Origin of the sequence: Streptomyces sp. IMTB 2501, from assembly GCF_001953885.1 — a bacterium.
GTDB lineage: Bacteria > Actinomycetota > Actinomycetes > Streptomycetales > Streptomycetaceae > Streptomyces.
Genome location: NZ_MQUS01000016.1, coordinates 148,966 through 169,510 on the forward strand (window position 1 = coordinate 148,966; position 20,545 = coordinate 169,510).

Annotated in this window: 14 protein-coding genes and 2 pseudogenes; 9 read left to right on the plus strand and 7 right to left on the minus strand. The window is 70.8% G+C overall.

What is annotated here, in order from left to right:
* The first annotated feature begins 35 nt into the window (after window positions 1–35).
* The 3 genes from AV521_RS26590 to AV521_RS26600 all read left to right on the plus strand — a co-directional run bounded on the left by AV521_RS26590 (window position 36) and on the right by AV521_RS26600 (window position 2,561).
* Window positions 36–1,466, plus strand: a complete 1,431-nt coding sequence (locus AV521_RS26590) for an FAD-binding oxidoreductase (RefSeq protein WP_076091432.1) — start codon at window positions 36–38, stop codon at window positions 1,464–1,466.
* Window positions 1,467–1,649: 183 nt separating this feature from the next.
* The gene (locus tag AV521_RS48725; RefSeq protein ID WP_143658651.1) at window positions 1,650–1,952 is read left to right on the plus strand and encodes a hypothetical protein; all 303 of its coding nucleotides are present in this window, start codon (window positions 1,650–1,652) and stop codon (window positions 1,950–1,952) included.
* A 144-nt stretch (window positions 1,953–2,096) separates the two neighbouring features.
* Entirely contained in the window at window positions 2,097–2,561 is a 465-nt protein-coding gene (locus AV521_RS26600) for a hypothetical protein (RefSeq protein ID WP_076091436.1), read from the plus strand.
* Between the two features lie 386 nt (window positions 2,562–2,947).
* Here AV521_RS26600 and AV521_RS26615 read toward each other — a convergent pair whose 3' ends face one another.
* Both AV521_RS26615 and gabT read right to left on the minus strand, forming a co-directional pair.
* A complete protein-coding gene (locus AV521_RS26615) occupies window positions 2,948–3,706 on the minus strand; it encodes a phosphatase PAP2 family protein (protein ID WP_076091438.1) in 759 nt (252 codons plus the stop codon).
* Between the two features lie 376 nt (window positions 3,707–4,082).
* Window positions 4,083–5,417, minus strand: coding sequence for a 4-aminobutyrate--2-oxoglutarate transaminase (gene gabT / locus AV521_RS26620; RefSeq protein ID WP_076091440.1), 1,335 nt, complete (start codon window positions 5,415–5,417; stop codon window positions 4,083–4,085).
* A 290-nt stretch (window positions 5,418–5,707) separates the two neighbouring features.
* Between gabT and AV521_RS26630 the strand changes: the two genes are divergently transcribed.
* From AV521_RS26630 to AV521_RS26645, 4 genes are all read left to right on the plus strand, one after another.
* Complete coding sequence (locus tag AV521_RS26630; protein ID WP_079249410.1) at window positions 5,708–7,834, plus strand: ATP-binding protein; 2,127 nt, start codon at window positions 5,708–5,710, stop codon at window positions 7,832–7,834.
* 161 nt (window positions 7,835–7,995) lie between these two features.
* Window positions 7,996–9,651 carry a PucR family transcriptional regulator gene (locus tag AV521_RS26635; protein ID WP_076091447.1) on the plus strand — a complete coding sequence of 552 codons (1,656 nt, stop codon included), beginning with the start codon at window positions 7,996–7,998 and terminating at the stop codon, window positions 9,649–9,651.
* A 160-nt stretch (window positions 9,652–9,811) separates the two neighbouring features.
* Complete coding sequence (locus AV521_RS26640; protein WP_076091449.1) at window positions 9,812–11,260, plus strand: aldehyde dehydrogenase family protein; 1,449 nt, start codon at window positions 9,812–9,814, stop codon at window positions 11,258–11,260.
* Window positions 11,261–11,505: 245 nt separating this feature from the next.
* The gene (locus AV521_RS26645; RefSeq protein ID WP_076091451.1) at window positions 11,506–12,873 is read left to right on the plus strand and encodes a S8 family serine peptidase; all 1,368 of its coding nucleotides are present in this window, start codon (window positions 11,506–11,508) and stop codon (window positions 12,871–12,873) included.
* Window positions 12,874–13,052: 179 nt separating this feature from the next.
* Here the strand turns inward: AV521_RS26645 and AV521_RS26650 are convergent.
* Window positions 13,053–13,493: pseudogene (locus AV521_RS26650) on the minus strand (glycoside hydrolase family 3 N-terminal domain-containing protein); the annotation flags it as partial.
* Window positions 13,494–13,730: 237 nt separating this feature from the next.
* On the opposite strand from AV521_RS26650, the pseudogene AV521_RS51135 reads away from it, so the two are divergent.
* Window positions 13,731–14,025, plus strand: a pseudogene (locus AV521_RS51135) (Tat pathway signal sequence domain protein); the annotation flags it as partial.
* A gap of 216 nt (window positions 14,026–14,241) precedes the next feature.
* On the opposite strand, the gene AV521_RS26660 reads toward AV521_RS51135, so the two are convergent.
* Both AV521_RS26660 and AV521_RS26665 read right to left on the minus strand, forming a co-directional pair.
* Window positions 14,242–16,290 carry a TIM-barrel domain-containing protein gene (locus AV521_RS26660; RefSeq protein ID WP_076091453.1) on the minus strand — a complete coding sequence of 683 codons (2,049 nt, stop codon included), beginning with the start codon at window positions 16,288–16,290 and terminating at the stop codon, window positions 14,242–14,244.
* Window positions 16,291–16,388: 98 nt separating this feature from the next.
* Window positions 16,389–17,402, minus strand: coding sequence for a LacI family DNA-binding transcriptional regulator (locus tag AV521_RS26665; protein WP_076091455.1), 1,014 nt, complete (start codon window positions 17,400–17,402; stop codon window positions 16,389–16,391).
* A 331-nt stretch (window positions 17,403–17,733) separates the two neighbouring features.
* Between AV521_RS26665 and AV521_RS26670 the strand changes: the two genes are divergently transcribed.
* Complete coding sequence (locus AV521_RS26670; protein WP_076091457.1) at window positions 17,734–19,671, plus strand: acyl-CoA dehydrogenase family protein; 1,938 nt, start codon at window positions 17,734–17,736, stop codon at window positions 19,669–19,671.
* A 33-nt stretch (window positions 19,672–19,704) separates the two neighbouring features.
* Here the strand turns inward: AV521_RS26670 and AV521_RS26675 are convergent, their stop codons facing one another.
* Together AV521_RS26675 and AV521_RS49435 are read right to left on the minus strand one after the other, a co-directional pair.
* A complete protein-coding gene (locus AV521_RS26675) occupies window positions 19,705–20,172 on the minus strand; it encodes a hypothetical protein (protein WP_256725689.1) in 468 nt (155 codons plus the stop codon).
* A gap of 93 nt (window positions 20,173–20,265) precedes the next feature.
* Window positions 20,266–20,433: a hypothetical protein gene (locus AV521_RS49435; RefSeq protein ID WP_179023408.1), complete on the minus strand. Its 168-nt coding sequence runs from the start codon at window positions 20,431–20,433 to the stop codon at window positions 20,266–20,268.
* Window positions 20,434–20,545 lie beyond the last annotated feature (112 nt).

Consider the following 20,545-nt stretch of genomic DNA (forward strand, 5'->3'; position numbering starts at 1 on the left):
GCCTTTCAAGAAAGCCCTCGTAGGGAGTTGAAATCATGGCCCCAAGCGCCATGAGTCGTGGCAAAGACAACTGGATCGCCTCTCTCTCCGAAGCCCAGCCGGTCCCGTACTGGCTGGAAGACCCCGGCAAGCCGCAGGCCGAGCCCGCCCTCACCGGCACCGACACCTGCGACCTGCTGGTCGTCGGCGGCGGCTACAGCGGGCTGTGGACCGCGCTCAATGCCAAGGAGCGCGACCCGCAGCGCGAGGTGGTGCTGCTGGAAGGCCGCGAGGTGGGCTGGGCCGCCTCCGGCCGCAACGGCGGCTTCTGCGCCGCCTCCCTCACCCACGGCCTGCCCAACGGGCTGACCCGCTGGCCCGACGAGATCCAGAAACTGGAGGAGCTGGGCCGGCGCAACCTCGACGAGATCGAGGCCGCGGTAGCCCGGCACGGCATCGACTGCGACTTCGAGCGGACCGGCGAGATCGACGTCGCCACCGAGACCTACCAGGCCTGGGAACTTCGCGACTGGCACCGGGAGTTGGAGGAGAAGGGACTCGCGGACGGCATCGAGTTCCTGGATGCCGACGCGGTGCGCGAGCAGGTGAACTCGCCGACGTTCGAGGCGGGCCTGTGGGACCGCCGCGGCGTGGCCATGCTGCATCCGGCCAAGCTCGCCTGGGGCCTGAAGCAGGCCTGCGTCAAACTGGGCGTGCGGGTGTACGAGCACACGCCCGCGCTCACCCTCAAGCAGTACGGCGCCGGCATGGCCGTCAGCACGCCGTACGGCGCGGTCCGCGCCCGCAGGGTCGCGCTCGGCACGAACATCTTCCCGAACCTGCTGCGCCGCGTGCGCTCCTACACCGTCCCGGTCTACGACTACGCGCTGATGACGGAGCCGCTGACCGCCGAGCAGCTGTCGGACATCGGCTGGAAGAACCGCCAGGGGCTCGGCGACTCGGCCAACCAGTTCCACTACTTCCGGCTGTCCGCCGACAACCGGATCCTGTGGGGCGGCTACGACGCGATCCACCACTACGGCGGCAGGGTGCGCGCCGAGTACGACGACCGGCCGGAGACGTACGCCAAGCTCGCCGGCCACTTCTTCAGCTGCTTCCCGCAGCTGGAGGGCGTCCGCTTCACGCACGCCTGGGGCGGCGCGATCGACACCTGCTCGCGCTTCTCGGCGTTCTTCGGCACGGCGCACGGGGGGAGGGTCGCCTACGCGGCCGGCTACACCGGCCTCGGCGTGGGTGCGACCCGCTTCGGCGCGGACGTGATGCTCGACCTGCTGGACGGGGAGCGTACCGAGCGGACGGAGCTGGAGATGGTCCGCAAGAAGCCGCTGCCGTTCCCGCCCGAGCCGTTCGCCTGGACCGGGATCGCCCTCACCAAGTGGTCTCTGGCCCGTGCGGACGCGCAGGGCGGCCGCCGCAATCTGTGGCTGCGGGCGATGGACCGGCTGGGGCTGGGCTTCGACAGCTGATCCCTTTTATACAGCTGATCCCTTTTGTATGGTCTGCGGGATTTCGCAGCCTTTACCCGGTCCTTATGGCCGCGTCAAGCCACGAATTTCCGGAGCATGACCCTGCTGTCGCATTCCGGCGTACTGGAAGCACGGACCTCACCGGAGGCGCCGATTCCCTCACCGGATCAGCAGGAGAAGATCATGAACCGCATCATTCGCATCAGCCGTAAGCACGACGAGTCCCGTCCCAGGCGTCGTCTGGGCCTGGCGACGGCGGTGGCCTCCGCCGCCGTTGTCGCCGGAGGTGTCATGCTGCCCGCGGCGGCCGCCTCGGCGGCGCCGATGCCCCAGACGTCCGCGGTGACCATGGCTGCCCATCACGATCACCATGACGGGGACTACTGGCACCACGACCACGACGGGGAGCACTGGTATCACCACCACTACTGGGACTACCACCGCCACTGCTACGTGTGGGTCTGGGACTGGGACTACGGGTGGTGACCCCCAGCCGACACGACACCGAAGTGTGACCTAGGTCACATCGAAGGGGGTGTAGAACCCGCGTAATGCCCCCTGGAAGGCCTCCCTCTCTCTCCTTGACGCGACCGCGCCGGACGGTCGGGCGAGAGAAAGGGAGGCCTTCTGATGACTGGGGCGAAGACGGCCGTCGAGTGGCTGGCATCCGTCGCACCGGATCCCGAGGCCTGCCGCTGGGAATGGGAGCGCAATCCCCTGGGGATCGCGCTGCTGCCCGCCGGCAGGGCCTGGGACGTACTGATCCTGCCGGGCGACCTCGGCTATCCGACCCTGGACGTGCTCACCCGAATCCTCGACCAACCCGGCCCGGTGCTCGTCGACTTCGGCGACAACCGGGTCGGGTTCTTCGTGCCGCCGGGCACCGCGGCCCGCTGGGTCGGCACCGGCATCCGTACCGCGGGACCCGGCACCTGGATCGTCGTACCGTATCCCGGCCGGGTGACCAGGGGTGTGCGCTGGCTGGTGCCACCGGACGGCTCGGGCACGCTGACCGATCCCGCGCTGCTGGAGCTGGCGATGCACGAGGCGGCGGCGCGGCTGGCCGGGGGCGGGGGTGGGGACGGGGGTGTCTAGGGCCTCTCTTCCGGGTCCCGCCGGGGCCGTGGACCGTCCCGGATCCGCCCCCGCCCCCGCCCGCGTCCGGCCTGACCGGCTGGAGTTGTAGGGCAGGCAGCGGTACGACCGTGAACTCGCCAGTGCGCAGCGGCGGTTCCGCGCTGCGGGCGCCCCCGGCCGGCAGCGACGACGCTCAGTGCGCACAGACGGTCCCGTCCAGCCGGACTCGACGTACACCCTGTCCGGTTACGTCCGCGGCTCGTACGTCTGCGGGTCCGTCGTGGCTGGTCGCGCGGTTCCCCGCGCCCCTTTGGGGCGGTGCCGACTTCCACATCCCGACCAGGTCACGATCGGCATGCCGGCGTCGACCGGCGCGGGCAACGGCTGCGTACCGCCGTCCGAGATCACGAAGACCCTGGACTGCCTGAGGAAGAAGACGAACTGCGGCTCGTACGCGACTCATGGGACCTGGCCGGCGCTGCGCGGTCCGATGACGTCGTCGGTGAACTGGGACCGCTGCCCGGACTGGGAGTTCCAGAAGAACCTCGACGCGTACTCCGGCTGATCACCAGGGACAGGCTGGTCAGCAGCACGGTGCACAGGCACCAGCTGGCCAGCACGTCCAGCGGCCAGTGATAACCGCGCCGGACCAGTCCGTACGACACCCCGAGGACCAGGACCGTGCAGAGGGCGAGCAGGCTCCGGCGGGCGGCCGGTGTGCGCAGCCAGGGGAGCAGGAGCAGGGTCGCCGAGCCGTAGGCGACGGCCGCCGTGGCCGTGTGGCCGGAGGGAAAATAGCCGACGGCCGGGGGCACCACGGGGGTCCCCGGCCGGGCGGTCCAGTCCTTGAGCGGGACGATGATCGCCGGGACCAGTGCCATCAGCACGAACGCGCCGAGCGGCGGCAGCCACCAGCGGGGCGCACCACCGCGCCGGCCCCGCCACAGGACGTAGCCGATGGCGACGAGCAGCACCGGCACGGCGACCTGAGCGTTCCCGAGGTCGGAGAGGATCTCGGAGAACCGGTCCGGATGGGCGAGGGCCCGGCTGAGGCGGGCGTCCAGCCGAAGCAACGGGCCGTGCGCCACGACCTGCCAGGTGGACAGGACGAGGAGCACGGCCGGAAGGACGAGCAGCGGGGCACGGCGGACAACGGTCGACACGGCGCCCAGCTTCGCAGGTTGTTCGGGAGAAGGAGGCCGGCCGCCCCGGAACAGGGGGGGTGGTTCCGAGGCGGCCGATCGGATCGGAACGTCGCGCGCCCCGGGGGGTTTGGGGCGGCGACCGTCCGATCGGTGAGGAGATCCCGGAGCCGTCAGGCGCCGGATGTGTGCGCGAGGGCACGACCAGGTCGAAGCTGGGGAGGCCTCGTCCTGAAAACGCCCACAGTCCCCTGTGGACGGGGTGTATCTCTCATCTGGGTAGAACTTACGGCAGGCCGAGGCGCTTGGGCAGATGGAATCGCGTCCCGCCATCCACCTCCCACACGTTCTTCACACGGCCTGCCGTAGGTGCCGTTCACAGGTGCGGATCGCTCGCTCAGATGCGCGCGAAGGCCTGTTCGATGATGTCGAGGCCCTCGTTCAGGAGGTCCTCGCCGATCACCAGCGGGGGCAGGAAGCGCAGCACGTTGCCGTAGGTGCCGCAGGTCAGGACCAGCAGCCCTTCGGCGTGGCAGGCCTTGGCGAGCGCGGCGGTGGCTTCGGGGTTCGGCTCCTTGGTCGTACGGTCCTTGACCAGCTCGATGGCGATCATGGCGCCGCGCCCACGGACGTCACCGATGATGTCGAACTTCTCGGCCATGGCGGCGAGGCGGCCCTTCATGACCTCCTCGATGCGCTTGGCCTTGCCGTTGAGGTCCAGCTCCTTCATGGTCTCGATGGCACCGAGCGCACCGGCGCAGGCGACCGGGTTGCCGCCGTAGGTACCACCCAGGCCACCGGCGTGCGCGGCGTCCATGATCTCGGCGCGCCCGGTGACGGCGGCGAGCGGAAGCCCACCGGCGATGCCCTTGGCGGTCGTGATCAGGTCAGGCACGATCCCCTCGTCCTCGCAGGCGAACCACTGGCCCGTCCGGCAGAACCCGGACTGGATCTCATCGGCGACGAAGACGATCCCGTTGTCGGCGGCGAACTGCCGAATCGCCGGGAGGAACCCCTTGGCCGGCTCGATGAAGCCGCCCTCGCCGAGCACCGGCTCGATGATGATCGCGGCGATGTTGTCCGCACCGACCTGCTTGCTCATCTGGTCGATGGCCTGCGCGGCGGCCTCGGGACCGGCGTTCTCCGCACCGGTCGGCCAGCGGTAGCCGTACGCCACCGGCACCCGGTACACCTCGGGCGCGAACGGCCCGAACCCGTGCTTGTACGGCATGTTCTTGGCGGTGAGCGCCATGGTCAGGTTGGTCCGCCCGTGGTACCCGTGGTCGAACACCACCACGGCCTGCCGCTTGGTGTAGGCACGAGCGATCTTGACGGCGTTCTCGACGGCCTCGGCGCCGGAGTTGAACAGCGCGGACTTCTTGGCGTGGTCACCCGGGGTCAGCTCGGCGAGAGCCTCCGCGACCTCTACATAGCCCTCGTACGGGGTGACCATGAAACAGGTGTGGGTGAAGTCGGCGAGCTGGGCGGCGGCACGCCGTACGACGGCTTCGGCGGAGGCGCCGACGGAGGTCACGGCGATGCCGGACCCGAAGTCGATGAGCCGGTTGCCGTCGACGTCCTCGATGATCCCGCCACCGGCGCGCGCGGTGAAGACCGGCAGCACCGAGCCCACGCCCTGCGCGACCGCGGCGGTACGGCGGGCCTGCAGCTCCTGCGACTTCGGACCGGGGATGGCGGTGACGACGCGGCGCTCCTGCGGAAGTGCGGTCATGGGGGCTCCCTGATGATCTTGCGTACCGGGCGGTCCCGGACGATTCCGGGCGGTGCGTTTTCGGCCGCTTACCTATCTTTCTTCGCAGGCTAGGGCCGGGGGTGGGGGGTGGGCATGCTCCATGTGGGCGTTGTCGGGGACTCCGGTTGTCCGCCATGGACATAGCCGCGTGACCGGGGTACGCCCAGTCGGCGGGCGCTCTCGGCCACGTATGCGGTGAACTCCCCTTCCCGGGGCGTTAGATTGGCTCGCTGATGGTGGATGGAACGGCTGGTCAGGGGGCAAGGGCGATGGACGGCGACGGCACGCGCGACGCACGCGGCACGCATGCGCATCCTGTACCGCGTCCGGCGACACCGCCACAGGGGGGTGGCATGCCACCGATGCCCACGTCACCACCTGGGCTCCCGCCGACTCCGGACGGCTCCGCCTTCCTGACCTGGCTGCGGACACCGCGCCCGGAGGCGGCGCCCGGCGTGTGGCGCCTCGGACACCGGCCCCGGCCCGAGCAGGAGCCCGAGCGGATCCCGGCCCGGCAGCTGATCAGCGGAGCCCTCATCGCCTTCCTCGTCGGCTGGCTGGTCTGGTCCCTGCTGTGGAACGGCTATCTCGGCAGCTGGTGGGTGCTGCCGCTCCAACTGCTCGTCCCCGAATCCTGGCGCAACAGCGACAGCAATGTGGCGCGTGCCTTCCTCTGGTACGGCTATTACACCCTCATCGGCCTCTCCATCCTGCTGATCGCCGGCCGTCTCGGTCGCTGGGGCGAGGTCTGGCGCCGCTACGGCCCCCCGGCCTGGCGTCCGGCCATGCCGGTGGCCGAGCGTCCGCCCGCACCGGAGCAGGACCCTGTCGAGTGGCCCCAACTGCGCCATGCCGGTGCCCACGAGGCTGCCGATCGGCTTGCCGCCGAGGCGAGGTCCGGGCTCATGCGCGACGTCGATCACGCCCGGATCAGCCGGGCCTGGCAGGGAGTGCGGTCGGGACGGCACAGCCTGGCCACCTTCACCGGCGCCGTGCTCAAGGACGGCTCCGCCGCCTGTCTGCACCCCAGCGGTGAGCGCGACCTGCCCGCCCGGCACGCCCGCCACGACCTGCTCACCGGCCAGGTTCGGCTCGGTACCGCCGCCGACGACCCCCGCAACCCCTACCACTACCGCGGCGCCGGGCTCGGCCTCGAACCCGGACTGCTCGGCACCTCGCTGCTCGCCGTCGGCCCGGCCGGCTCCGGAAAGACCGGCGCGCTGGTACGGCCGCTCGCCGAGTCCTTGTGCCTGCACGCCCTCGCCGGGCGCGCCTCCGTCGTGATCGTCGGCGCGGCGGACGCCGGACTCGGCCCGGCCGAGGGCTACGACGTCGTCGTACGCATCGGCCACCCGGAGTCCGTCTACGACCTCGATCTCTACGGCGGCATGGCCGACCCCGACGAGGCCGCGGCCATACTCGGCGAGGCCCTCGTCGGCGATCTCGCCGACCCGCACCCGGGCAGCGACACCCGCCGCTCCACCACGGTCCTCGCCCAGCTGCTCGGCCCCTTCCACGCCGTCCACGGCCGGTTCCCGTCCGTGCCCGAACTACGCGGGCTCCTCGACGGCGCTCCCGGCCCGCTCGCCGCCCTGCGCAAGGCATTGACGGACACCGGACAGGACGGGCTGCTGCGCGAACTCGACGCCCGCGAGAGGCAGATGGCCCACCCGGGAGACGTCGGCACCGTGCTCGCCGACCGGATCGCGCTGCTCGACCGGCCCGCCTTCGCCGCCTTCTTCGACACCTCCGGACAGAGCCGGCCGTTCTCGCTCAAGGCCCTCGACCATCCGGTCCGCGTCCGCATCGACCTGCCTCAGCGCGGCCACGCCGACGCCTCCCGGATTCTGGCCCGGCTGGTGCTCGCACAGTTCACAGCGGCCGTGACGGCACGGGAGGACCGGTCGCTCTTCGCCTGTCTGATCCTCGACGACGCCTCCGGTGTCGTCACCCCGGAGGCAGTCCGCGGCATCCAGCGGCTGCGTTCCGTGGGTGCCGGCGCGGTGCTCACCCTGCGCACCCTGGACGACGTGCCCCGGCCGCTGCGCGGACCTCTGCTCGGCGCCACCGGCTGCCGGATGGCGCTGTCCGGGGTCACGCCCTGGGACGGGCAGGACTTCGCCGAGGTGTGGGGCAAGGAGTGGACCGAGACCCGGGATGTCACCGATCGGCAGATCATCGCCCAGACCCCCGCCGGCAAGGCCGTGCACATGCTGCGCCGGGTCATCACCGGACAGGCGCCCACTGCCCGAGCCGTCACCGTTCGGCAGGTCGAGCGGGAGCGGTGGTCGGCTTCTGAGTTGGCTCATGGGGTGCCGGCCGGGCATGCGGTGTTGTCGTTGACGAGTGTGCGGGGGGAGCATGCGCCGCCGTTGCTGGTGGATTTGAGGGGGTGAGGGGCGGGCGCGGGGACCGTACGGTGAGGCAGAATCGGTGTAGGTCGTTCATACGGTTCGGCCAAAGATTGCAGTGATTGTCTCGATCACCGGGATCACCGTGATCACCGTGATCACCGTGATCACCGTGATCACCGGGAATTCCTCGTACTGAAGGCCTCATGCCCCCTACCCTCGCCTCGCTCGTCCACCACTCCGCGCTCAAGCTGACCGTGCGCGCGGGCGAGGATCGTCTCGACGTGCCCGTCCGCTGGGCCCACGTCAGCGAGCTGGCCGACCCCGTGCCGTACATGGAGGGCGGCGAGCTGTTGCTGATCACCGCGCTGAAGCTGGACGCGGAGGACCGGGAGGCCATGCGGCGGTATGTGAAGCGCCTGGTCGGGGCCGGTGTCGTCGGGCTCGGGTTCGCCGTGGGGGTGAATTACGAGGACATCCCCGACGCTCTGGTCGAGGCCGCGCGGGAGGAAGGGCTGCCGCTCCTCGAAGTGCCCCGCCGCACCCCCTTCCTCGCCATCAGCAAGGCCGTGTCCGCCGCCATCGCCGCCGACCAGTACCGGGCCGTCACCGCGGGCTTCGCCGCCCAGCGCGAGCTGACCAAGCAGGCCCTGAGCGCCGGGCCCGAGGGGCTGCTCGGCGCGCTCGCCGCGCAGGTCGACGGATGGGCCGCCCTCTACGACGCCTCCGGCGCCGTCGTAGCCGCCGCGCCGGAGTGGGCGGGGCGGCGTGCCGCCCGGCTGACTCCCGAGGTCGAGCGGCTGCGGGAGCGGCCCGCACCCGCCTCCTCCGTCGTCGGCGGGCCCGAGCACGAAGACCGCGTCGAGCTGCACTCCCTCGGGACGGGACGCCGGCCGCGCGCCGCGCTCGCCGTCGGCACCGCCGCCACCCTCGGCACCGCCGAACGGTACGCCGTGCACTCCGCCATCGCCCTGCTCACCCTCACCACCGAACGCTCCCGCTCCCTGCACGCGGCCGAACAGCGCCTCGGTACGGCGGTGCTGCGCATGCTGCTCGCCGGGGAACCCGACCACGCCCGCGCCGTCGCCGGGGACCTGTACGGCGGGCTGCTCGACGCGCCGTTCCGGATGATCGTCGCCGAGTCGGTGTCCGGAACCGCCGCCCGGGTGCACGCGGACGCCCATGGCCATCTCGCCCAGTCGGTGTCCGGGGGCGCCGCCCTCGTCGCCGACGCCGGCGGTGATCCGCTGGGCGGGCTCACGGAGAGTGTGGAGGCCGCCGCCGCGCGCTCCGGGGAGGCCGTACTGGTCGTGCCCGATGGAGAACGGCTGGTGGTGCTCGCCGCCGACGGGGGTGCGGCGGTGGCCGCCTGTACGCAGTACGCGGCGGCGCTGGAGGCGGCACGGGCGGTGCCCGAGCAGGCCGGGGGAGAAGAGGAGGAGCTGGTCGTGGGGCTGTCCGCGCCAGCCGGGCCGATCGCCGCCGCGGCGGCCTACAAGCAGGCCGAGCAGGCGCTGTCCGTGGCGCGGCGGCGCGGGCGGGTGCTCGTGGAGCACGAGCAGCTGGCCGCGGGCTCCGTGCTGCCGTTGCTGGCCGACGACGCGGTGAAGGCGTTCGCCGACGGGCTGCTGCGGGCGCTGCACGAGCACGACGCGACGGGGCGGGGGGATCTGGTCGCCTCGCTGCGGGCGTGGCTGTCCCGGCACGGGCAGTGGGACGCGGCCGCGGCGGATCTCGGGGTGCACCGGCACACGCTGCGCTATCGGATGCGCCGAGTCGAGGAGATCCTGGGGCGCTCGCTGGACGATCCCGACGTACGGATGGAGCTGTGGCTGGCCCTGAAGGCCACGTCAACCGAGTGATCGCCCGCCCGGTGCCCGAGCCCCCCGGTGACCCCGCCATTCCGGCGTACCCCCCACCCCGACTGCTACGACTCGGACAAACGACCCTCGGCCGTCGCGCCCCTACCGTGGAGCTCGAAAGCCAAGCACCCCCCAAACGCGGAAAGGCCGGGACTCACAGATGACTTCCACCCACGCCTTCTGGCTCGCCGGCCGCCAGGTCACCGGCGAGGACACCTTCGACGTCACCTCCCCGTGGGACGGCCGGCTCGTCGGCAAGGTCAGCGTGCCGACCGACGCCCAGGTCGAGGAGGCCGTGGCCGCCGCGTACGCCGTGCGGGACGAGTTCGCCGCCACCCCGGCGCACGTGCGCGCCGCCGCGCTCGACCACGTCAGCAAGCGGCTGGTCGAGCGCGCCGAGGAGATCGCCCAGCTGATCTCCGCCGAGAACGGCAAGCCGATCAAGTGGGCGCGAGGGGAAGTCGGACGTGCCGTTTCGGTGTTCCGGTTCGCCGCCGAAGAGGCCCGCCGGTTCAACGGCGGTGAGGCCCAGCGGCTCGACACCGACCTCGGTGGGCAGGGGCGTCTCGCCCTCACCCGCCGCTTCCCGAAGGGCGTCGTGCTCGGCATCGCGCCGTTCAACTTCCCGCTGAACCTGTGCGCCCACAAGATCGCCCCGGCGATCGCCGCCGGCGCCCCGATCATCCTCAAGCCGGCCCCGGCCACCCCGCTGTCCGGCCTGATCATCGGCGACCTGCTCGCGGAGACCGAGGGCCTCCCGGCCGGCTCCTGGAGCATCCTCCCGGTCGGCAACGACAAGATGCCCGCCCTCGTCCAGGACGAGCGGCTGCCGGTCATCTCCTTCACCGGTTCCGAGAAGGTCGGCTACGCGATCATGGACTCGGTGCCGCGCAAGCACTGCACGCTGGAGCTGGGCGGCAACGGCGCCGCCGTCGTCCTCGGCGACTTCGCCTCCGACGCCGACCTGGACTGGGCCGCGACCCGCATCGCGACCTTCTCCAACTACCAGGGCGGCCAGTCCTGCATCTCCGTGCAGCGGGTGATCGCCGACGCGTCGGTGTACGACCGTCTGCTGCCGCGCATCGTCGCCGCCGTCGAGGCCCAGGTCACCGGTGACCCGACCGACGCCAAGACGGACGTCGGCCCGCTGGTCAGCGAGGCCGCGGCCGAGCGCGTCGAGTCCTGGGTGAAGGAGGCGGTCGAGGCCGGCGCCACGCTGCTCACGGGCGGCGACCGCGACGGCGCCTCCTACGCGCCGACCGTCCTCACCGACGTACCGGCCGATGTCACCCTCTCCTGCGAGGAGGTCTTCGGGCCCGTCCTCACCGTGCAGAAGGCCGACGGGGAGGCGGCGGCCTTCGCCGCCGTCAACTCCTCCAAGTACGGCCTCCAGGCAGGCGTGTTCACCCACGACCTGCAGGTCGCCTTCCGTGCCCACCGCGCCCTAGAGGTCGGCGGTGTCGTCATCGGCGACGTCCCGTCCTACCGCGCCGACCAGATGCCGTACGGCGGTGCCAAGCAGTCCGGTGTGGGCCGTGAGGGCGTCAAGTTCGCGATGGACGACTACACATACGAGCGCGTGCTGGTCCTGACCGGCCTCGCGCTCTGACCTGCCACGGACAGGTCAGCCGGAGACGGCCGCAGCCCACTGTGCGGGGGCTGCGGCCGTTTCTCTCTTTTCTGCATGTTTTCTGTCTGTTTTCTGCTTCCTGGTAAAGGAATCGACATCGGCTGTTCAAGAGTCCTGCCCTGAGTCTTGATCTGTCCATGACTCACCCGATGGGATGCGCCTGACCACTTCGTCCGAGTCGGGTCCTTCCTGATCAGGACGGAACAGACCACTCAGGGGACCACATGCACATAGCCCGTTCCGGGCGCGGCGTCGCGGCGTCCGCCGCCACCGTCGCGCTCGTCGCCGCCGCACTGGCGGCCACCTCCCAGGCCGGCGCCACCACCGCCGCGCCCGCCGGCGTACCGCACACCTTCGCGCAGCCGGCCGTCGCGGGGCACTCCCTGGTGCACGGTGTGGCCAGCCCCCTCCCCATCGAGCAGTGCCAGGCCAAGTGGCACATCAACTGCTACAACCCGCTGCAGTACCGCACCGCGTACAACCTGAACCCGCTGTACAAGAAGGGGATCACGGGCAAGGGGCGGACGATCGTCATCGTCGACTCCTTCGGCTCCCCGACCGTCCAGCACGACCTGGACGTCTACAGCAAGCAGTTCGGGCTGCCCAGCACCAAGGTCAACGTCGTCAAGTGGGGTCATGTCCCGCCGTTCGACCCCAAGAACTCCGACATGACCGGATGGGCCGGCGAGACCACGCTGGACGTCGAGATGGCGCACGCCGTCGCGCCGGACGCGAAGATCGTGCTGGTCGAGACGGCGGTCGCCGAGACCGAGGGCACCACCGGTCTGCCGGAGATGATGTCCGCCGAGAAGTCCATGATCGACCACGGGGTCGGCGACGTCATCAGCCAGAGCTTCGGCGCCACCGAGAACACCTTCCCGGGCTTCGACAAGGGCGACTTCTCCAGCATCAAGAAGCTCCGGTACGCCTTCGAGGACGCCCAGCGCAAGCACGTGACGGTCCTCGCCTCCTCCGGTGACGGCGGCGCCACCGACGCCATGGCGGACGGCAAGACGTTCTACAAATACCGCGTCAACTCCTGGCCGTCCTCCGACCCGTTGGTCACCTCCATCGGCGGCACCCAGCTGCACCTGAACGACAAGGGCCAGCGCGTCAAGCCGGACAGCGTGTACAACGACAACGGCGCGGGCGGCGGCGGCCAGTCCCACGTGTTCACCCGCCCGTCCTTCCAGGACGGCGTGAAGAACGTCGTCGGCACCCGCCGCGGCACCCCGGACATCTCGATGGCCGCCGCGGTCAACGGCGGTGCCTGGGTGTACTCCAGCTACGACCCGACCGCCACCGGCTGGGACGTCTCCGGCGGCACCAGCGAGGCCAGCCCGCTCTTCTCGGGCATCGTCGCGCTCGCCGACCAGGCGGCCGGCCACCGCGTGGGCAACATCAACGCGGCTCTCTACACCCTGCTGAAGCAGAAGAACCCGGGCGTCGTCGACGTCAACGACGGCACGGACAACAGCTACCAGGGCGTCGAGGGCTACAAGGCCGTCACCGGCTACGACATGGCCACCGGCGTCGGCACCCTGGACGCCCTCCGCTTCGTCCCGGCTCTCGGCAAGGCGAGCCGCGGCTGACGATCGGGCGTGAGCACCGCCACTGTGACGGCCCGGGTCCTGGACCCGGGCCGTTTCGCATGCCCGCCACGGAGAAGGGGTCAGGCACCGCTGCCTTCCGGTGCCGGACCCCTTCTCCGTGGCGGACCCCTTCCCGTCGCCGGGCTCCTCCGGGCCCTCACCCGGAGAAGCCGACGTGCGCGAGCCACCTGGGCCGTGCGCCAGTACAGCGGATGGTCGCCGCTCAGCCCACGCGTGTACGGCGTGGCGATCGCCGAGGTCAGCTTCGGGTCCTCCGAGTAGCCCTCCTCGTTACGGCCCCACAGCGGATGCCGGAGCAGATTCACCGTCGGGGACCAGACGTTGAGGCCGACCCGGCCGTCCCGGGCCCGCATCGCCCGCGCCTCCGTGGACACCGCCTCGCCGACCCGCCGCACCAGCTCCGGGTTCCAGGTCGCGCCGAGGCCGACGGCCTGCGGGAGCACCGTCGCCGGGCCCATCCAGGCGACGCCGTGCAGCGCCTCCTGGCCGGTGCGGAAGGCGCCGATGCCCAGACGCTCCACGGCGGGCGCGTACTGGTGCAGGAAGGAGACCTTCTCGTCCAAAGTGAGCCGCGCCAGCAGGTCGTCGACGCGCTTCGCTGCTCGGTCGGCGGAAGCCGGGTGTCAAGGTGCCCTGCGTGGAGAAGGCTCACATCTGGCCGACAAGGTAAGGGCGTAGGGACGTTCGCGGGGTGGCGCCGGGTATCGCAGGAATCTTGGAAGCGACCCTTGTGCGCCCCCAGGCGTTCACTTACCTCATAGCAGCGAAGCGCTTCGAGTGACCGCAGCCGACGGCCCACCGCCGGGTGTCCTGGTGCGTCATGAAGGGTTGACGCGATGACGCCGAACGCCGCCTCTTCCGCCCCTAGGCCCTGAGAAGCTTCCTCGCCTCCACCGCGGCGGTCGCCGCCGCAGCGGTGGCGGGAGGCATGCCGTTGCTCACCGCGTGCGGCGGCTCGGGCAGCGGTTCGGGCGGCGGTTCGGGCGGCGGCTCCTGCGCGGGCAAGAGTGCCAAGAAGCTCTTGCCGTCCTACGTCGCGACCACGTGGTGACCCCGGACATCCCCGCGAAGAACGGCTCCGCGATCGGCTTCACCGGCAAGATCGACCTGGCGACCCTGAAGACCTCGGTGCTCTGGGTCGACAAGACCGGCGCCGTCGGCCCGCTGGGCACCGCACAGGGCACCGTCGGCCTCGGCGGCTCCACCTGGACTGTCTGCAAGGGCAACAACGAGTCGAGATCACCTCCTCGGCCGGCGGACTGAACTTCACCGTCAACGGCGAGAGCATCAGCGGCAGTTGAGTGGCACTTGGGGGCCGGGCCCGTGCGGGGCCGGCCCTTCGCGCGCTCACTCGGTGACCGGCAGCTCCGCACCGTCCCGCAGGAACAGCGGGATGCGGTCCAGCGGAGCGTCCACCGTCACCGCCGTACCTCCCTCGTACGACTCACCCGTCCACGCGTCCGTCCAGCGCGCGCCCGCCGGCAGGTACGTCGTCCGAGTCGTCGCGCCGGCGGTCAGCACCGGGGCGACCAGGAGATCCCGGCCGAACAGATAGGCGTCGTCCACCGACCACGCCGCCTGGTCGTCCGGGAACTCCAGGAACAGCGGGCGCAGCACCGGCAGCCCCTCCTCGTGAGCCTCACGCATGACCGTCAGCACGTACGGCCTCAGGCGCTCGCGCAGCCGCAGATACCGCTCCAGGATCCCGCCGGCCTCCGTGCCGTAGGACCACACCTCGTTCGGGCCTCCGGTCATCTCCGGGCCCAGCGGCATGGCCGGGTCGCGGAAGCCGTGCAGCCGCATCAGCGGGGACAGCGCGCCGAACTGGAACCAGCGGATCATCACCTCGCGGTACGCCGGGTCCTCCGGGTCGCCGCCGTGGAAGCCGCCGATGTCGGTGTTCCACCAGGGGATGCCGGACAGCGCGGTGTTGAGGCCCGCCGCGATCTGGCGGCGCAGGGTCGCGAAGTCGGTGCCGATGTCACCGGACCACAGGGCCGCGGCATAGCGCTGACTGCCCGCCCACGCCGAGCGGTTGAGGCTGATCACCTCGTCGTCGCCGACGCCGGACGCACGCAGGCCCTCGTAGAAGGTGCGGGCGTTCTCGCGCGGGTAGAGGTTGCCGACCTCCAGACCCGGGCCCGCCCAGTAGCGCAGGTTTTCCGGGAAGCCCGGCTTCAGCTCCGGCTCGCAGGCATCCAGCCAGAAGGCCGTGATGCCGTACGGGGCGAGGTAGTTGTCGCGGACGCGGGACCACAAGAACTCCCGGGCCTCGGGGTTCGTGGCGTCGTAGAACGCCACCTGGACCGGGGCGGCGACCTCGTTGTCCGGCCAGTCGGCGTGCGCGACCGGGCCGTACTGGGTGCCGATGAAGTGGCCGCGCTGCTCCATGAGCGGATGGTTCTCCGAGAGCGGGGACACCGACGGCCACACGGACACGACCAGCTTGACGCCCAACTCGTCCAGTTCGCTGACCATCGCCGCCGGGTCCGGCCACTCCCGCGGGTCGAAGCGCCACTCGCCGAGGTGGGTCCAGTGGAAGAAGTCGCACACGATCGCCGACAGGGGCAGGCCCCGGCGCTTGTACTCCCGTGCCACGGCGAGGAGTTCGTCCTGGGTGCGATAGCGCAGCTTGCACTGCCAGAAGCCGGCCGCCCACTCCGGCAGCATCGGGGTACGCCCGGTCACCGCGCTGTAGGCGCGCTGGCCGTCGGCCGGGGTGCCCGCCGTGATCCAGTAGTCGATCTGCCGGGCCGCATCCGCCACCCAGCGGGTCCCGTTGCCCGCCAGCTCCACCCGGCCGATCGCCGGGTTGTTCCAGAGCAGCGTGTAGCCCCGGCTGGACACCAGCACCGGGACGCTCACCTCGGCGTTGCGCTGCACCAGGTCCAGCACGAGACCCTTCTGGTCCAAGTGCCCGTGCTGGTGCTGCCCGAGGCCGTACAGCTTCTCGTCCTCGTAGGCGGCGAAGCGCTGCTCCAGGCGGTGGTGGCCGCCCCCGACCGCCGTGTACAGGCGCGGTCCGGGCCACCAGAAGTGGGCCCGCTCCTCGGCGAGCAGCTCGCTGCGGTCGTCGGTGCGCAGAAAGCTGACCAGGCCCTCGGCGCTCACCTCGACGGTCAGCGCGCCGACCGTCAACTGCCCTTCGCCCTCACCGATCTTGACCGTCGCGTCCTGGGCGGGCGGGGAGTCGAGGAGGGCACCCGGCAGCCCCTCCAGCACCGGGCCGCCGAGCCGGGCGCGCACCCGGACCGCGTCCGGACCCCAGGGCTCGATCCGCACCGTCTCCTGCCGGCCGCTCCACTCCAGCGCCCCGTCCCGCTCCCGGAAGGTGCCGACGGTGGGGGAGGACTGGGCGAGACTGACCTTGGGCTGCGCGACGGCATGCTGGTTCACGGCGTGCTCCTGGAGTGAGGAGTGCAGACGGGGAAGCAGGCAGGGGTGCCCCGCACGGACGAGGCACAGGAGAGGTGAGGCAGCGGAGAGGGGTGGTGTCAGGGCGCGGCCGGTGCCGGTCCCGAACTCGCCCGTACCGTCAGCTCGGGCGTGAGCAGCACGACCTCGTCGCCGCCCCGCCCGTCCAGCTTGGCCACCAGGTGCTCGACCGCGTACCGGCCCATCTCCTGCGCCGGGATCGCGACCGAGGTCAGCCGTACCGAGGCCTGGACGGCGACCTGGTCCGGGCAGATCGCGACGACGGACACGTCCTCCGGCACGGCCCGGCCCTGCTGGCGCAGCAGCGCGAGCAGCGGCTCCACCGCCGACTCGTTCTGCACCACGAACCCGGTCGTCGCCGGGCGCTCGTCGAAGATCCGGGCCAGGGTGAGGGCCATCGCGTCGTACCCGCCCTCGCACGGACGGTGCAGCACCCGGACGCCCGTCTCGCGGGCCCGGGAGCGCAGTCCGTCGAGGGTGCGCTCGGCAAAACCGGTGTGCCGCTCGTAGACGGCCGGGGCCTCGCCGATGACGGCGATGTCACCGTGACCGAGCCCCGCCAGCTGGTCCACGCACAGCGCGCCGGTCGCGCTCCAGTCCAGGTCCACGCAGGTCAGACCCGTCGTGTCGGCCGGCAGACCGATGAGTACCGAGGGCTGGTCGGTCTCCCGCAGCAGCGGCAGCCGCTCGTCCTGCAGCTCGACGTCCATCAGGATCATCGCGTCGGCGAGACCGCTGCCGGTCACCCGGCGCACCGCGTCTGGCCCCTCCTCTCCGGTGAGCAGCAGGACGTCGTATCCGTGGATGCGCGCCGTGGTGGCCACCGCGATGGCGATCTCCATCATCACCGGCACATACATGTCGGTGCGCAGCGGGATCATCAGCGCGATGATGTTCGACCGTTTGCCGGCCAGGGCGCGGGCACCGGCGTTCGGGTGGTAGCCCAGTTCCCGGATGCTCTGCTCGACCCGTTGCCGGGTGGTCGCGGAGATGGACCGCTTGCCGCTGAGGACATAGCTCACCGTGCTCGCCGAGACTCCGGCGTGCTGGGCGACCTCGGCGAGGGTGACCATCCGTGCTCCAAGCTTTGTGAAGCGCTTCGACAACGCGCGCTGCTGACGAGAACGAGTGAGGGTGAGACTGACACTAGCCTCAGCCAAGGTGGGGTGTCCAGAGGCTGTCGAAGCGCTTCGACGCCTTTTCCTCGTCAAGAGAGATGGCCGATATCTCGGACGTACCGTCGAGAGGTAGTACACACCCGCGCGCCGGGGCGGTGGCAGGGCTTTCGGCCGGATGGCCGCGCGAGGGGTGGTGGGGTGGGCCCGTTTCGGGTACGAACGATCCAGTAGCACTGGTCGGTAGCGAACGTCCCAGTCGTCCCTCTTCGCGGCGAGGTGAGCCTCAATGTCCGCCCCCACCACTTCACGCACCACCGTCACCGAGCGCGAGGCACGCCGGGTGGCGGAGGCCGCCCGGGAACAGGACTGGCGCAAGCCCAGCTTCGCCAAGGAACTGTTCCTCGGGCGCTTCCGGCTCGACCTCATCCACCCCCACCCGCTCCCCGACGACGAGTCCGTGCGGCGCGGGGAGGAGTTCCTCGCCGAACTGCGCGCGTTCTGCGAGACCACAGTCGACGGGGCCCGCATCGAGCGCGAGGCCCGTATCCCCGACGAGGTCGTGGCGGGTCTGAAGGAACTCGGCGCCCTCGGCATGAAGATCGACCCCAAGTACGGCGGTCTCGGTCTCACCCAGCTCTACTACAACAAGGCCCTCGCCATGGTCGGCTCCGTGAGCCCCGCGGTCGGCGCGCTGCTCTCCGCCCACCAGTCGATCGGCGTACCGCAGCCGCTGAAGATGTTCGGCACCCAGGAGCAGAAGGACGCCTTCCTGCCGCGCTGCGCCCGCACCGACATCTCCGCCTTCCTGCTCACCGAGCCGGACGTCGGCTCCGACCCGGCACGGCTCGCGACCACGGCCGTACCCGACGGGGAGGACTACGTCCTCGACGGGGTGAAGCTGTGGACCACCAACGGGGTGGTCGCCGATCTGCTCGTCGTCATGGCCCGGGTGCCGAAGTCGGAGGGGCACAAGGGCGGCATCACCGCTTTCGTGGTGGAGGCGGCCTCGGAGGGCATCACCGTCGAGAACCGCAACGCCTTCATGGGTCTGCGCGGCATCGAGAACGGCGTCACCCGCTTCCACCAGGTGCGCGTCCCGGCGGCGAACCGCATCGGGCCCGAGGGCGCGGGCCTGAAGATCGCGCTCACCACCCTCAACACCGGCCGGCTCTCACTGCCCGCGATGTGCGCGGGCTCCGGCAAGTGGTGCCTGAAGATCGCCCGCGAATGGTCGGCGGAGCGCGAGCAGTGGGGCAAGCCGGTGGCGCTGCACGAGGCCGTCGGCTCCAAGATCAGCTTCATCGCGGCGACGACGTTCGCCCTGGAGGCCGTCCTCGACCTCTCCTCGCAGATGGCCGACGAGGACCGCAACGACATCCGTATCGAGGCCGCCCTCGCCAAGCTCTACGGATCCGAGATGGCCTGGAAGATGGCCGACGAACTGGTCCAGATCCGCGGCGGCCGCGGCTACGAGACGGCCGAGTCCCTGAAGGCACGCGGCGAACGGGCGGTCCCGGCCGAGCAGATGCTGCGCGACCTGCGGATCAACCGCATCTTCGAGGGCTCCACGGAGATCATGCACCTGTTGATCGCCCGCGAGGCCGTCGACGCCCATCTCTCGGTCGCCGGTGACCTCATCGACCCCGACAAGTCCCTGTCCGACAAGGCGAGGGCGGGCGCGAACGCGGGTGTCTTCTACGCCAAGTGGCTGCCGAAGCTGGTCGCCGGACCGGGGCAACTCCCCATGGCATACGGCGAGTTCAAGCAGAGCGTCGATCTGTCCGGGCATCTGCGCTATGTCGAGCGCACCGCCCGCAAGCTGGCCCGCTCCACCTTCTACGCCATGTCCCGCTGGCAGGGCCGGATGGAGACCAAGCAGGGCTTCCTCGGGCGGATCGTGGACATCGGTGCCGAGCTGTTCGCGATGAGCGCGGCCTGTGTCCGTGCCGAACTGCTGCGCAGCCGGGGCGAACACGGCCGCGAGGCCTACCAGCTGGCCGATGCCTTCTGCCGGCAGGCCCGCATCCGCGTCGAGGAACTCTTCGACCGGCTGTGGACCAACACCGACGCCCTCGACCGGAAGGTGGTCAAGGGCGTGCTCGGAGGGTCCTACACATGGCTGGAGGAAGGCATCGTCGATCCCTCCGGGGACGGCCCGTGGATCGCCGACGCGACCCCGGGACCGTCCGCTCGGGAGAACGAACGCCGTCCTTACGGCGCCTGAGCCCTCCTGGTCCGGCCGACCGGGCGCCTGGGGTCAGTTGCCCCAGGTGCCCTGGTTCACGGCGCAGGTCCAGCCCGAGCCGCGCAGAGTGAACTTCACCTGGTAGGAGCGGGTGTTGAGCAGGTGCGTCTGCACCTTCACACCGAGGCTCGCCTTCTTGTTCAGCGTCCCCGTGGACACGGTCACCGTCGTCGACGTCCTGTGGGTGACCTTGCCACCCGTGGCCCTGGCCGAGCCGAAGCGGATGTTCTTCATGTCCGTGATGGTGAGCGAGGCGTTCTTGAAGGCCTTCGTCGTGCTCACGTTCTTGATGCCGAAGTACAGTCCCCCGTTGGTCGCCCAGCCGTGCGAGTCGATGTAGAAGCGGCTCGGGTAGACCAGGTCGATCGGGCAGCCGGCGCTCTGCGGCGCTCGGGTGGCCGCGAACGCGCCCCCGGCGAGACCGAGTTGAGCGGCGGTCAGCAGACCGGCCGTCGCCAGGACCGTCGCGGTCGTACGCATGCGGTTCATGGTGGTGATTCCTCCCCCTATGTGGCCCTTCGTGGCGGGCGCCGACGAAAGGATGTCATGATCGGCGAGCGGAAGCGCGGGAATTCAGCAGTACTCGCCGCTCGGGTCCCGCGTGGTCCACGAGCAGGAGTCGATCCCGGCGTCCGGGAAGACGTACCCGTGGTCGGAGGTGCCCTTCAGTACCCGGCCCCTGAGCGAGGCGGCCCCGCCGGCGAGGGCGGGCAGGGCTGCGCGTAGGCGCTGTGCGCGCATGGAGATCCCCCAGGATGTCGTCCGCGAAGTGATGCGACTGAAGTCTTATCACGCGATCTTCACCAGTGCTTCACAACGGGAGAACTGCTTCATCCCGCGACGAAACCCGTTT

What these genes read in the sequence shown, in the direction of transcription:
- gabT (WP_076091440.1), bottom strand. Translation starts at nt 5,417, where the DNA reads ATGACCGCACTTCCGCAGGAGCGCCGCGTCGTCACCGCCATCCCCGGT.
- AV521_RS26600 (WP_076091436.1), top strand. Translation starts at nt 2,097, where the DNA reads ATGACTGGGGCGAAGACGGCCGTCGAGTGGCTGGCATCCGTCGCACCG.
- AV521_RS26670 (WP_076091457.1), top strand. Translation starts at nt 17,734, where the DNA reads ATGTCCGCCCCCACCACTTCACGCACCACCGTCACCGAGCGCGAGGCA.
- AV521_RS26640 (WP_076091449.1), top strand. Translation starts at nt 9,812, where the DNA reads ATGACTTCCACCCACGCCTTCTGGCTCGCCGGCCGCCAGGTCACCGGC.
- AV521_RS49435 (WP_179023408.1), bottom strand. Translation starts at nt 20,433, where the DNA reads ATGCGCGCACAGCGCCTACGCGCAGCCCTGCCCGCCCTCGCCGGCGGG.
- AV521_RS26590 (WP_076091432.1), top strand. Translation starts at nt 36, where the DNA reads ATGGCCCCAAGCGCCATGAGTCGTGGCAAAGACAACTGGATCGCCTCT.
- AV521_RS26635 (WP_076091447.1), top strand. Translation starts at nt 7,996, where the DNA reads ATGCCCCCTACCCTCGCCTCGCTCGTCCACCACTCCGCGCTCAAGCTG.
- AV521_RS26675 (WP_256725689.1), bottom strand. Translation starts at nt 20,172, where the DNA reads ATGCGTACGACCGCGACGGTCCTGGCGACGGCCGGTCTGCTGACCGCC.
- AV521_RS48725 (WP_143658651.1), top strand. Translation starts at nt 1,650, where the DNA reads ATGAACCGCATCATTCGCATCAGCCGTAAGCACGACGAGTCCCGTCCC.
- AV521_RS26630 (WP_079249410.1), top strand. Translation starts at nt 5,708, where the DNA reads ATGGACGGCGACGGCACGCGCGACGCACGCGGCACGCATGCGCATCCT.
- AV521_RS26645 (WP_076091451.1), top strand. Translation starts at nt 11,506, where the DNA reads ATGCACATAGCCCGTTCCGGGCGCGGCGTCGCGGCGTCCGCCGCCACC.
- AV521_RS26665 (WP_076091455.1), bottom strand. Translation starts at nt 17,402, where the DNA reads ATGGTCACCCTCGCCGAGGTCGCCCAGCACGCCGGAGTCTCGGCGAGC.